General features: G+C 48.0%; 10 protein-coding genes and 3 pseudogenes. 5 read left to right on the top strand and 8 right to left on the bottom strand.

All coding sequences use genetic code 11. The features are described 5' to 3' along the window. Nucleotides 1-187: 187 nt before the first annotated feature. Entirely contained in the window at nt 188-544 is a 357-nt protein-coding gene (locus AACU94_RS09020) for a hypothetical protein (protein ID WP_130219326.1), read from the bottom strand. Continuing rightward, nucleotides 541-1,071 (bottom strand): type IV secretion protein Rhs, encoded by a 531-nt coding sequence (locus tag AACU94_RS09025; protein ID WP_130219324.1) that lies wholly within the window; start codon nt 1,069-1,071, stop codon nt 541-543. The genes AACU94_RS09020 and AACU94_RS09025 overlap by 4 nt, the downstream gene beginning before the upstream one ends. 970 nt (nt 1,072-2,041) lie before the next feature. On the opposite strand from AACU94_RS09025, the pseudogene ansP reads away from it, so the two are divergent. Next, nucleotides 2,042-3,540: pseudogene (ansP, locus tag AACU94_RS09030) on the top strand (L-asparagine permease). A gap of 80 nt (nt 3,541-3,620) precedes the next feature. On the opposite strand, the gene yncE reads toward ansP, so the two are convergent. After that, on the bottom strand, nt 3,621-4,682 hold the full coding sequence (yncE, locus tag AACU94_RS09035; RefSeq protein ID WP_130219320.1) for a 7-bladed beta-propeller protein YncE: 1,062 nt from the start codon (nt 4,680-4,682) through the stop codon (nt 3,621-3,623). Between the two features lie 241 nt (nt 4,683-4,923). Between yncE and pqqU the strand changes: the two genes are divergently transcribed. Continuing rightward, on the top strand, nt 4,924-7,026 hold the full coding sequence (gene pqqU, locus AACU94_RS09040) for a TonB-dependent receptor PqqU (protein WP_135489308.1): 2,103 nt from the start codon (nt 4,924-4,926) through the stop codon (nt 7,024-7,026). Between the two features lie 37 nt (nt 7,027-7,063). On the opposite strand, the gene mcbR is transcribed toward pqqU, so the two are convergent. Together mcbR and curA are read right to left on the bottom strand one after the other, a co-directional pair. After that, nucleotides 7,064-7,729: a colanic acid/biofilm transcriptional regulator McbR gene (gene mcbR / locus AACU94_RS09045; RefSeq protein WP_130222660.1), complete on the bottom strand. Its 666-nt coding sequence runs from the start codon at nt 7,727-7,729 to the stop codon at nt 7,064-7,066. Nucleotides 7,730-7,927: 198 nt separating this feature from the next. Then, nucleotides 7,928-8,964 (bottom strand): annotated as a pseudogene (curA, locus tag AACU94_RS09050) (NADPH-dependent curcumin/dihydrocurcumin reductase). Nucleotides 8,965-9,144: 180 nt separating this feature from the next. Between curA and AACU94_RS09055 the strand changes: the two are divergent. Beyond that, nucleotides 9,145-9,663, top strand: coding sequence for a GNAT family N-acetyltransferase (locus tag AACU94_RS09055; protein ID WP_130222672.1), 519 nt, complete (start codon nt 9,145-9,147; stop codon nt 9,661-9,663). After that, nucleotides 9,660-10,108: pseudogene (locus AACU94_RS09060) on the top strand (DMT family transporter). Before AACU94_RS09055 ends, AACU94_RS09060 begins: the two are co-directional and overlap by 4 nt. Here AACU94_RS09060 and ydcY read toward each other — a convergent pair. Beyond that, the gene (gene ydcY / locus AACU94_RS09065; RefSeq protein ID WP_113649882.1) at nt 10,109-10,342 is read right to left on the bottom strand and encodes a DUF2526 family protein YdcY; all 234 of its coding nucleotides are present in this window, start codon (nt 10,340-10,342) and stop codon (nt 10,109-10,111) included. An 85-nt stretch (nt 10,343-10,427) separates the two neighbouring features. After that, nucleotides 10,428-10,601 carry a GhoT/OrtT family toxin gene (locus AACU94_RS09070; RefSeq protein WP_130219308.1) on the bottom strand — a complete coding sequence of 58 codons (174 nt, stop codon included), beginning with the start codon at nt 10,599-10,601 and terminating at the stop codon, nt 10,428-10,430. Between the two features lie 194 nt (nt 10,602-10,795). On the opposite strand from AACU94_RS09070, the gene yncL reads away from it, so the two are divergent. Beyond that, nucleotides 10,796-10,891 (top strand): stress response membrane protein YncL, encoded by a 96-nt coding sequence (gene yncL, locus AACU94_RS09075; protein ID WP_074399477.1) that lies wholly within the window; start codon nt 10,796-10,798, stop codon nt 10,889-10,891. A 98-nt stretch (nt 10,892-10,989) separates the two neighbouring features. On the opposite strand, the gene patD is transcribed toward yncL, so the two are convergent. Then, the gene (patD, locus tag AACU94_RS09080) at nt 10,990-12,414 is read right to left on the bottom strand and encodes an aminobutyraldehyde dehydrogenase (RefSeq protein WP_135489309.1); all 1,425 of its coding nucleotides are present in this window, start codon (nt 12,412-12,414) and stop codon (nt 10,990-10,992) included. Between the last annotated feature and the right edge of the window lie 7 nt (nt 12,415-12,421).

Raw genomic sequence — 12,421 nt, forward strand, 5'->3', positions numbered from 1 at the left:
GCTAATAAGAAATCTTACAGAAAAGAAAATATGCAATATATTCGCCTGGCATAAAATACATCAATACTTATGAGTGCTACTAAGAAACTATCAACCATATATACCATGAAGAATGCACCGTCATGTTAACCTAGTGAAAACATTCATCTGAAACACATTAATAAAACCAATGGAATTATTTAATTTGTCATTTGATATGATTATCATCAAGTCTTAAAATACGTTCTCCTGATCTAATTATGCTAAAACCATAGTATTCTTTTTTACTTCCGGAAGAGAGCATGTATTTTCCGATATAAATAACATCTGAAGATAGCTCACTTATGTCAATACATACGGGATCGAACTGACCAGTCACTCTTTTCAGTTTTATTGCATTGCCATATTTACCTTCATATAAAATGTAATTTGAAATCATATTCCCATCGTCTGGTTTTGAACAAACCCGTCCGTCTTGTAAATATATATTACCAGGCAACAATGGGCGAACATAATCACCAACAGTACATCCCGACAAAAAGAGCAACAAAAAAAATCTCTTCATATGACGCCCGCAGGAAATAAACCAAGCACATTTTTGTATTTTTCCGATAGAGTATTCACTGACTCAGTTGTATCACCTACATACTTAACATTTGCCAAATCAGCTACCAGTCCATAGTTAATCAACAGCCAATAATCAGCAACTATAGACGCTTGTTGTTCCATGGAATAAGAAGCAATTGACTGTAAATTAAGATCGTAATGATAATTTGCTGCCCAGGAAAATAAACCACGCAACTTAACTGAATACCCTTTCTGATATTGCCAAACATGCATCATTTCATGAATAAACAAGTGAGAAGCACCTGCTACTGTTTCACGACCACCAGGCATTGCTTGCGATGAAAAATCTGAACTATAAACAGCATCAGGATAATACATTTCCCCGTTTGGGGTCATCGCGGTTCTTTCCCCTTGACCTGGCAAATATTTTTCATTATGGATCCATACTTTGTTATAATCAATTGTATTCTCAAAAATCGATCTGGCTAATGTTAATTCACCAGATGTCATTCTCCTTAATGACATATCCTTCCTCCTGGAGATAATATTTTTCAGATAAAAAACAAACGCTATTTTATTATTTATTAAATAGGGTTCTCTTTGATGTTCAACATTTCTACTTTGTGCAGTATTGATGGCATCATCTTCATAGACAATGAAATCAAAGCAAGTTCTCAACGATTTCCATTACGATTCCTTAACATTAGTTCTCAGCATCTTTATTTATCCATCTTCAATATCAATAGTTAATGTAAATGATTACACGGATAACATAATTTTCATCAATTAATTAATATCTGTAAACGCTACCGCCCCACCCTGATATCTTAATCTGCACATAGCCATCTTAACGTTATGCCCCATACATTAGTAATGTAAATTAAGAATTCGGAATATATCAAATTCACTTCATAAATTAATATCGAGAATGATATACACATTAATTATATTGAAGTAATGTTTTAAGGGTTGTAATGTCCCTGGAACAGGATTAATTCAAGAAGTTTCTGTTGGGCAATAGCGCATTTATCACCCAATATCACTCTTACATTTTTTGACACTTTCTGTAACGTCGGTAACTGGTACATCTAGTCAGCAATTGTATTGGTATTTGGCGTATTACCCCTAAAGCCCGTCATGCGTTAGTCCCTCACTATTCAATGATAATCAGCGAAGACCCCCCCAGTGTCCACTGAAACCACTGGCGCTCAGAGCGACGAACGAGTGGTGAAAAAGTCGGCGACCGTCGAGTATCATCGAACCAAAAGTGGTTTTTCCGTCATAATTTCATCAGGTTGCGACTTTGTCGCTAGCCGCCATTATCCCCACACATTTATAGCGGGATTATTTTGCATCGTTACACGATAACGGGTAGGATTCTGCGCCGACAGTTATACCCATAAAGAATAATGGTGAATCTTGTCATCGCCAGGATGAATAAACATTGTTCATGGCAACTTATATGACGTTTTCATTAAAGCAATCAGGGAGAGCAATGAGTAAACACGACACCGACACTTCAGATCAACACGCCGCGAAACGCCGCTGGCTTAATGCCCACGAAGAGGGGTATCACAAAGCGATGGGCAATCGTCAGGTGCAGATGATCGCCATTGGCGGCGCGATTGGTACTGGTTTGTTTTTAGGCGCGGGAGCCCGACTGCAAATGGCAGGGCCAGCGCTGGCACTGGTCTATTTAATCTGCGGCCTGTTTTCGTTTTTATTCTGCGCGCGCTGGGTGAGTTGGTATTACATCGCCCTTCCAGTGGCAGCTTTGTCTCCTATGCCCGTGAGTTTTTGGGTGAGAAAGCCGCTTATGTTGCCGGTTGGATGTACTTCATTAACTGGGCGATGACGGGGATTGTCGATATCACCGCCGTCGCACTGTATATGCATTACTGGGGCGCATTTGGTGGCGTGCCGCAGTGGGTCTTTGCGCTCGCTGCGCTGACCATCGTTGGCACCATGAACATGATCGGTGTGAAATGGTTTGCGGAGATGGAGTTCTGGTTTGCGCTTATTAAAGTGCTCGCCATTGTGACCTTTTTGGTCGTGGGTACAGTGTTCCTCGGTAGCGGTCAGCCGCTGGATGGCAACACGACTGGCTTTCATTTGATTACCGATAACGGTGGTTTCTTCCCCCACGGTCTGCTGCCTGCTTTGGTGTTGATTCAGGGCGTAGTGTTTGCTTTTGCCTCCATTGAAATGGTGGGTACAGCGGCCGGAGAATGTAAAGATCCGCAGACCATGGTACCTAAAGCGATTAACAGTGTGATTTGGCGTATTGGCCTGTTTTACGTCGGCTCCGTGGTGTTGCTGGTTATGTTATTGCCGTGGAGCGCGTATCAGGCGGGGCAAAGTCCGTTCGTGACGTTTTTCTCTAAACTGGGTGTGCCGTACATAGGCAGCATTATGAACATTGTGGTGCTGACCGCTGCCCTCTCCAGCCTGAACTCAGGTCTGTACTGCACCGGACGTATTCTGCGCTCGATGGCGATGGGCGGTTCCGCACCGAGTTTTATGGCGAAAATGAGCCGTCAGCATGTGCCGTATGCCGGGATTCTGGCGACGCTGGTCGTTTATGTTGTTGGCGTATTCCTCAACTATCTGGTGCCGTCTCGCGTATTTGAGATTGTCCTGAACTTCGCGTCGCTGGGAATCATCGCCTCGTGGGCGTTTATCATCGTGTGCCAGATGCGCCTGCGTAAAGCGATTAAAGAAGGCAAAGCAGCGGATGTCAGTTTTAAACTGCCTGGCGCGCCCTTCACTTCCTGGCTGACATTACTGTTTTTACTGAGTGTCCTGGTGCTGATGGCGTTCGATTACCCGAACGGGACTTATACCATCGCGGCGCTGCCGATTATCGGTATTTTGCTGGTTGTGGGTTGGTTTGGTGTGCGCAAACGCGTTGCCGAAATTCACAGCACTGCGCCAGTCATCGAGGAAGATGAAGAAAAACAGGAAATTGTGTTTAAGCCTGAAACGGCGAGTTAATTGCAAAAATTCCCGGTTTAAAGCCGGATGCGGCGCTAGCGCCGCATCCGGCCTACGAAAGACAAACTCCCCTGTGTCGATTACAGCGCAATACGAATCACATCGTCCGGCTGGGTAGCTTCCTGCTGTTTAGTGGATTTTTGTTTAACACTGACATACAGCGTTTTGCCATCGGCAGACAGCGCCAGGCTATTCGGATGAGTCGGCGTATCGAACGTTTTCACCACCTTATAGCTTTTCGCATCAATCACACTAACTTTACCCGCCTGACGATGCGTCACGTAGGCTTCATTACGCGCCGGGTTAAACAGCACAGCCAGTGATTCCGGTGCCGCAACCTTCGCCAGAATATTGCCATTACGGGTATCGACCACTAACACTTCTGCCGCTTTAGAATCGGTGATAAATGCACGCTGCCTGGCGGTATCAAGGCTGATGTTGATAAAGAAGTGCTCTTTGCCGTCATCCAGCAGCTTTTTACGGCTGAGGATTTTATTGTCGGCGGTGTCGATGGTAATCAATTCGCCGTCAGCGTTAGTGGTGTAAAGACGTTTGCCTTTACTATCCAGCGCTAAACCAGTGCTCATTTTACCGGTGTTCTGGATGGCGGTTTTCAGTTTGATGTTCTCGCCATCAACGACCCAAATCACGCTCTCTTTGCCAATACCACTGATGTAAACCGTGTTCGTGGCATCGTCTGCCACCAGTTCACGCGGTTGCAGCGGGCGCACCTCTTCCGTGCGCTTACGGTCATCCAGTACCAGACGCCCTTTCACTTCGCCCGTTTTGGCATCTATCGCCGTGACCGCGCTGTTTACGGTGTTACCAAACCACAACGTTTGAGTAGCGTTGTTAATGGTGGCGCCAAATGGCTTGAGATCGTTATGAATCGCCAGAGTCACTTCCAGAGTGACCGGATCGAGACGATAAACCACGCCGCCTTTATCCAGTTTGCGGCTTTGCGAAGTAGCAAGCCACAGCGCGTTCTCCTGCTGGCTATAAGCCATTTCGTAGGCACCTTTACCTACCGCTTTACGCAGCATTTCTTCTGCGGCCTGCGTACTGAATGATGAAGCAACGAGCAATGAACCTAACAGTAATGAACCACGCAGGCGCGATGAAAACAGATGACGTAAATGCATGACGACTCCCTTTGATGAACCGATATTTTTGCTGCTTCACAATGCTTCGCTGAGCGTAATCATCGTTACACTCTTGTTATAAATGGGAATGGTAATCATTATTTTCTCAAATGTGGAGTATTTCTTGTCGTTACGACTACAATTTTCTCAATTACTTAACGTATTGTGCCGTTTCGTTTTCCATAAGTTTACAATTTTATTACCATGACGGCGTATTCCCATTCTTAACCTGGCTTTTTTCATGAAGATTTTCTCCATCCGACAGACTGTTTTGCCCGCACTGATTGCCCTTTCCCCTTCCGCTTTTGCAACCAATGAACAAACCATGATTGTCAGTGCCGCGCCACAAGTGATTTCCGAGCTGGATACGCCAGCAGCAGTAAGCGTGGTGGATGGCGAGGAGATGCGCCTGGCAACACCGCGCATCAATTTGTCTGAATCACTGACCAGCGTGCCTGGTTTGCAGGTACAAAACCGGCAGAACTATGCGCAAGATTTACAGCTGTCGATTCGCGGATTTGGCTCCCGTTCCACTTACGGAATTCGCGGTATTCGCCTGTATGTGGACGGTATTCCCGCCACCATGCCCGACGGACAAGGGCAAACATCCAACATCGATTTAAGCAGTGTGCAAAATGTGGAAGTGCTGCGTGGCCCCTTCTCTGCCCTGTATGGCAACGCGTCTGGTGGGGTGATGAATGTCACTACTCAAACCGGACAGCAACCGCCAACCATTGAAGCCAGTAGTTACTATGGCAGTTTTGGCAGCTGGCGCTATGGGCTGAAAGCAACGGGCGCAAGGGGCGACGGCACACAGCCCGGCGATGTCGATTACACCGTCTCAACCACACGCTTTACGACTCACGGCTATCGTGACCATAGTGGTGCACAGAAAAATTTAGCCAATGCCAAACTGGGCGTACGGATTGATGACGCCAGCAAATTAAGCCTGATTTTCAACAGCGTGGATATCAAAGCAGATGATCCTGGTGGATTAACCGAAGCAGAATGGAAGGCGAATCCGCAACAAGCGCCACGCGCTGAACAGTACGACACGCGAAAAACCATCAAGCAAACTCAGGCTGGGTTGCGCTATGAGCGTAGCCTGAGCGCGCAAGATGATATGAGTGTGATGATGTATGCCGGAGAGCGAGAAACGACCCAGTACCAGTCAATCCCGATGGCACCACAACTTAACCCGTCGCATGCGGGCGGCGTGATTACTCTGCAACGCCATTATCAGGGGATAGACAGCCGCTGGACACACCGTGGCGAGCTGGGCGTTCCGGTCACGTTCACTACCGGCCTGAACTACGAAAACATGAGCGAAAACCGCAAAGGCTACAATAACTTCCGACTGAATAGCGGCGTGCCGGAATACGGGCAAAAAGGTGAGTTGCGCCGCGACGAACGCAATCTGATGTGGAACGTCGATCCCTATTTACAGACGCAGTGGCAGCTGAGCGAAAAACTGTCGCTGGATGCTGGCGTGCGCTACAGCTCCGTGTGGTTTGATTCCAACGACCATTACGTTACTCCGGGTAACGGCGATGACAGCGGTGATGCCAGTTATCACAAATGGCTACCAGCCGGATCGCTAAAATATGCGATGACCGATGCCTGGAATATCTATCTGGCAGCCGGGCGCGGTTTTGAAACACCGACGATTAATGAGTTGTCTTATCGCGCTGATGGGCAAAGCGGTATGAACTTTGGTTTAAAACCTTCCACCAACGATACGATTGAGATCGGCAGTAAAACGCGTATTGGTGATGGATTGCTTAGTCTCGCATTGTTCCAGACCGACACCGATGATGAAATAGTTGTCGATAGCAGTAGCGGTGGACGCACCACGTATAAAAATGCCGGAAAGACCCGTCGTCAAGGCGCTGAACTGGCGTGGGATCAACGTTTCGCCAGAGATTTCCGCGTAAAAGCGTCATGGACCTGGCTTGATGCCACATATCGCAGCAATGTTTGTAATGATCAGGACTGTAACGGTAACCGGATGCCTGGGATCGCCCGTAATATGGGCTTTGCGTCTTTGGGGTATGTGCCGGAAGAAGGCTGGTATGCAGGCACGGAAGCGCGTTATATGGGCAATATTATGGCAGATGATGAAAATACGGCCAAAGCGCCGTCTTATACTCTCGTCGGCTTATTCACCGGGTATAAATACAATTACCACAGTTTAACTGTGGATTTATTTGGTCGTGTCGATAATTTATTCGATAAAGAATATGTCGGATCGGTGATTGTTAATGAATCAAATGGTCGATATTACGAACCAGCTCCCGGGCGTAATTATGGTATTGGAGTAAATTTCGCCTGGCGGTTTGAATAACCACATTGATGCCCGGTATTTGCCGGGCATTTTTAATTTAACGGCTGTATTGCTGGCACAACATAGCAACGTTTTTTTGCATAATTTCAGCAAGACAATGTCTGCATCCCTCTTTGTCTTTTGCTTTTAACGCGGCGAATAGTACATGATAGCTTTCTATACGCTCACGTAATTCCGCTGGATTAATCGCTTCATAAAGATAATGTAAACCAGGTCCCATCCTGACCCATAATTGCTCAATCATTTCACACAGGATGGGCATATTTGAGCGATAATAAATCGCTAAGCGGAATAGTCTGTTTGCATTAATGAGTTGTTCCATATCGCCATTTTCTTGCGCCTGCTGTAATTTCTCGAGCAATTCCTGTAGTTCCGCTATGTCTTGCGAGGAAATGTTTTCAACAGCCTGGGCAACTGCCATTAATTCCAGTTCGTAGCGGATCCGATTGATTTCGTCTAATTGACTTTGCCTCACTTCCGGTACTGTAAATGCTTGTGCAGGTGCGACAGAGAGCGCATTAACCGAAACCAGGCGTAATAGTGCTTCACGTACAGGTGTAATACTCATGCCTAATTGCTCCGCCAGATTTTTAGTGATCAAGCGTGCGCCAGGTTTCAGTGCGCCAATACTAAGCTGATGTTTTAGGTCGTTCTCAACCTGCATAGTCAAACTGATATGCGGTATTTTTTCCGTTCCAGGCATGTTATTTCCTTCACGTGTATTCGTTCCAACTCTGCCGGTATAGCAGAAGTCGTTTACCTGGTGTATGAAGCTGAATAATCATTATCCACTCATCTTTATTGTTATTAGCCGTCGAACAGTGATGTGGTTAGTTAATTAAAGCTGGAAATAAGATTTTTGCCTGGATTTTTGTGGCGGCTTTACGCCGCCGTCGTATCTTTAGTCATCACCCGCGACGCGAATAACAACTTTACCGAAGTTTTTGCCGTTCAGCAGGCCAATAAACGTCTGTGGGGCGTTCTCCAAACCGTTGGTAACTTGTTCACGATAGTGAATTTTTCCCTCTTTTACCCACTGCCCCATCTCTTGCTGAAACTCATGGATGCGGTGTCCATAATCCTGACTAATAATAAACCCTTGCAAGCGAATGCGTTTTTTCAGCACTGTTGCCATCAACAGGGGTAAACGATCCGGACCGGACGGTAGTTCTGTGGCGTTATAGCCGCTCACTAAGCCGCAGACGGGAATACGCGCGGATGTATTAAGTAAAGGTAGCACTGCATCAAACACCTTCCCGCCAACGTTTTCATAATAGATATCAATCCCTTTCGGACACGCTTTCGCCAGCTGCCCGGCAAAATCATCCGCGTGGTGGTCAAGGCAAACATCGAAGCCCAGCACCTCGGTAGCATGGCGGCATTTTTCCGCGCCACCGGCCACCCCAACTACCCTACAACCTTTAAGTTTCCGATTTGCCCCACCGTCGCACCCACTGGTCCTGTCGCCGCAGCTACCACCAACGTTTCGCCCTCTTTGGGCTGACCGATATCCAGCAGGCCCATATAAGCGGTAAAGCCAGGCATCCCCAGCACACCCAGCGACCACGAAGGATTTTCCGGATGATCGCCAAGTTTCACCAGATCACCGCCACTGGATATGTCATAGTCCTGCCATCCACTGTAGCCCAGTACCCAGTCGCCGGGCTGGTAATCAGGATGATTCGACTCCACGACACGGCTCACCGTACCGCCGACCATCACCCCGCCAATATCAACCGGCGGTGAATAAGATGGCTCATCGCTCATACGTCCACGCATATACGGGTCCAGTGACAAATAAACTGTGCGCAGTAACACCTGCCCTTCACCCGGTGTGGCGACATCATCTTCTTCAAGACGGAAATTCTCGGGAACCGGCGCGCCATGCGGACGCGAGGCCAGAACCCAACGGCGGTTACGCTGCTTTTGTTGCCCCATAATGCTCTCCTGTGCTTTTGGCATGAATCCATCAATAGTAGCAGGCTCGCAGGATTGGTTTTGTTTGCAGCCGTCACATCCCCTCTGCGACACGCGATAATTTCCTCGAGGAATCCGTTGCTTCGGGCTGTTTTCGATAGTATTGATAACATCATCATCAATATTTAATCGAGGCCAGACATGTCCATCCGTTTTGCCTGCAAAGCCGATTGTGCTGCTATTGCGGAAATTTATAACCACGCCGTGTTGTATACGGCGGCTATCTGGAATGACCAAACAGTGGATGCAGATAACCGCATTGCCTGGTTTGAAGCGCGGACTTTAGCAGGTTATCCGGTGCTGGTGAGCGAGGAAAACGGCGTAGTGACTGGATATGCCTCGTTTGGCGACTGGCGTAGTTTCGATGGTTTTCGCCATACCGTGGAACATTCGGTTTATGTCCATCCAGATCATCAGGGCAAAGGTCTTGGGCGTAAATTGTTAAGCCGATTGATTGATGAAGCGCGGGATTGCGGGAAGCATGTCATGGTCGCCGGGATCGAATCGCAAAATCAGGCCTCGCTGCATCTCCACCAGTCGCTGGGATTTGTCGTCACCGCACAAATGCCGCAGGTAGGCACTAAATTTGGTCGTTGGCTGGATCTGACATTTATGCAGTTGCAACTCGACGAGCGCACTGAACCGGACGCGATTGGATGAATCAGTCGCTCACCCTTGCCTTTTTGATTGCCGCCGGAATTGGCTGGTGGTGCAAAACACGCTGATGGTGCGCATCACCCAGACGTCCTCAACCATTCTCATCGCCATGCTGCTGAACTCCCTGGTGGGGATTGTGCTATTCGTCTCCATTTTATGGTTTAAACAAGGGATGGCAGGGTTTGGCGAATTGGTTTCCAGCGTGCGTTGGTGGACACTGATTCCTGGCTTGCTGGGATCATTTTTTGTCTTTGCCAGTATCAGCGGATATCAAAACGTTGGCGCGGCAACGACCATTGCAGTACTGGTCGCCAGTCAGTTGATTGGAGGGCTGGTGCTGGATATTTTGCGTAGCCATGGCGTGCCATTACGGGCGTTGATCGGCCCAATTTGTGGCGCAATTTTACTTGTGGTTGGCGCCTGGTTGGTGGCCAGACGCTCGTTTTAATCACAGGATAGTGCCGCCTTTGGTTAACTGTTCGTGGCGAGCTTCCATATCTTCTTTATGCTTACGCCCGTGATGAGCGATTGCTGTACGCAGACGTTGCTGCTGAGTGTAACGTTCTTCCCGACTTAACTCTGCGTCATCGCTCAGGGCGATTAATAATTCGTTCATATGGGCAATGACGCTCTCATCAATCGCTGCATCCACGCGTGCGATGACCTCTTCCAGATGCGACATACTTTCTCCTTAGCCACTTGTGAAAATTATCGATTCTCCCAAATGATATAAGTCTGCGTTGTGCCGTCAAGCTAGTGCTCAAGATTTAAAACAGCGAAAACAGCAGCGCCACTGGAAAACTCATCGGCCAGGTCACCGCCACCAGGAAGGCGCTCAGAAAACGAATGTGCTTCTTCTCGTGGGAAAGAAACCAGGTAATAACAAACGCGATAGCTGCCATAACAGCATAAAAAACAAGCAGGTATTGATAAAGAGACATGTACGGGCGTCCAGCCAGAGGAATAAAACGCGCGCAAATATGCGTTATTTTTTGATGTACATCAAGTTTTACAACCCATTTGAGATATTTCCATAACCCGGGAGCTGCCCTTGTCCATCTTCAGAATGAGTATTATTGCGGATTTACTTAACCCGTACTATACACATAGGGGCTATGACAAAAGGTGGCAAAATATGAATGTTTCCAGTAGAACTGTTGTGCTTATAAATCTCTTTGCTGCTGTTGGATTGTTTGCTCTTATCTCTATGAGATTTGGTTGGTTTATTTGATGTAGCGATATTGCACGCAGTACACACTGTCAGAGAGATATCAACTCTCTGACAGTGCGTTAGATCTTCTCACACTCTCCCTGGCTACAATATTATCCTTAATGTTTAACCATTACGTGGCGGACAACGGTGTAATCCTCCAGCCCATAAAGTGACATATCCTTGCCGTAACCTGAAAGTTTCTGACCACCGTGCGGCATTTCACTTACCAGCATGAAATGGGTATTGACCCACGTGCAGCCATATTGCAGACGTGCACTAACGCGATGCGCCCGACCTACATCTTTCGTCCACACTGAAGAGGCTAAACCATACTGGCTGTCATTTGCCCAGTTCACTACCTGTTCTTCATTATCGAAGACAGTCACGCTCACCACTGGACCAAATACCTCTCTTTGAACGATAGCATCTTGTTGCAACGCGCCTGCCAGCAGCGTCGGCGCATAGTAATAACCGTTACCTTTTCGTTTCTCCCCGCCGGTGATCACTTTAATGTGTCCCGTCGCTTTCGCCTCTTCCACTGCTTTGCTGACGCGGTCGAGATGAGCCAGGGAACTCAACGGCCCCAGTTCTGTTGATTCGTCATCCGGCGCGCCCGATTTCAAGGTTGCGACAGCGGCGCCGAGTTTTTCCACCAGCGCATCGTAAATGCCTTTTTGCGCGTAGATTCGACAAGCTGCGGTGCAATCCTGTCCAGCGTTGTAATAACCAAACGTGCGTACACCTTCGACCACAGCTTCAATATCAGCATCATCAAAAACAATGACAGGCGCTTTGCCGCCTAACTCCATGTGAGTGCGCTTAATGGATGGCGCGGTATGGCTGATGATGTGCTCACCGGTGGCGATGGACCCCGTCAGCGAAACCATACGCACTTTTTGATGCCCGGTCAGTGGATCGCCCACGGTCTGGCCCCGGCCAAACAGTACGTTGATCACGCCCGGCGGGAAGATATCTTTCGCCAACTCTGCAAGTTTTAGTGCGGTCAGCGGCGTGATTTCTGATGGTTTAAGTACCACGCAGTTCCCCGCCGCCAGTGCCGGAGCCAGTTTCCATGCTGCCATCATCAATGGGTAGTTCCAGGGTGCAATAGAAGCCACAACTCCCAACGGATCGCGGCGGATCATAGAAGTATGTCCCTCGAGATATTCACCTGCCGCCAGACCATTCAGACAGCGCGCCGCACCGGCGAAAAAGCGAAAGACATCGACAATCGCCGGGATTTCATCATTGAACGCACTATGCAGCGGTTTGCCACAGTTACGGGACTCCAGTTCGGCAAAAACCTGACCATTTTCTTCGATAACATCAGCCAGTTTAAGCAGGCATTCTGCGCGCACCTTCGGCGTGGTTTGCCCCCATTCGGCAAATGCTGCATCTGCCGCGCGAACAGCAGCATCCACCTGTTCTGCCGATGCCTCGGCAATCTCCAGTAAAACGTCCCCCGTTGCCGGATTATAGACAGGCTGTTTTTCCCCTTCGCCGCTAACCAGTTCTCCGTTAATCAGTAACTTATGTTGCATAGCATAT

Source organism: Escherichia sp. E4702, assembly GCF_963883545.1.
Lineage (GTDB): Bacteria > Pseudomonadota > Gammaproteobacteria > Enterobacterales > Enterobacteriaceae > Escherichia.

Bases quoted from the DNA above. Each gene is read 5' to 3' on its own strand.
- AACU94_RS09020 (WP_130219326.1), bottom strand. From the start codon at position 544: ATGAAGAGATTTTTTTTGTTGCTCTTTTTGTCGGGATGTACTGTTGGT.
- AACU94_RS09025 (WP_130219324.1), bottom strand. From the start codon at position 1,071: ATGTCATTAAGGAGAATGACATCTGGTGAATTAACATTAGCCAGATCG.
- yncE (WP_130219320.1), bottom strand. From the start codon at position 4,682: ATGCATTTACGTCATCTGTTTTCATCGCGCCTGCGTGGTTCATTACTG.
- pqqU (WP_135489308.1), top strand. From the start codon at position 4,924: ATGAAGATTTTCTCCATCCGACAGACTGTTTTGCCCGCACTGATTGCC.
- mcbR (WP_130222660.1), bottom strand. From the start codon at position 7,729: ATGCCTGGAACGGAAAAAATACCGCATATCAGTTTGACTATGCAGGTT.
- AACU94_RS09055 (WP_130222672.1), top strand. From the start codon at position 9,145: ATGTCCATCCGTTTTGCCTGCAAAGCCGATTGTGCTGCTATTGCGGAA.
- ydcY (WP_113649882.1), bottom strand. From the start codon at position 10,342: ATGTCGCATCTGGAAGAGGTCATCGCACGCGTGGATGCAGCGATTGAT.
- AACU94_RS09070 (WP_130219308.1), bottom strand. From the start codon at position 10,601: ATGTCTCTTTATCAATACCTGCTTGTTTTTTATGCTGTTATGGCAGCT.
- yncL (WP_074399477.1), top strand. From the start codon at position 10,796: ATGAATGTTTCCAGTAGAACTGTTGTGCTTATAAATCTCTTTGCTGCT.
- patD (WP_135489309.1), bottom strand. From the start codon at position 12,414: ATGCAACATAAGTTACTGATTAACGGAGAACTGGTTAGCGGCGAAGGG.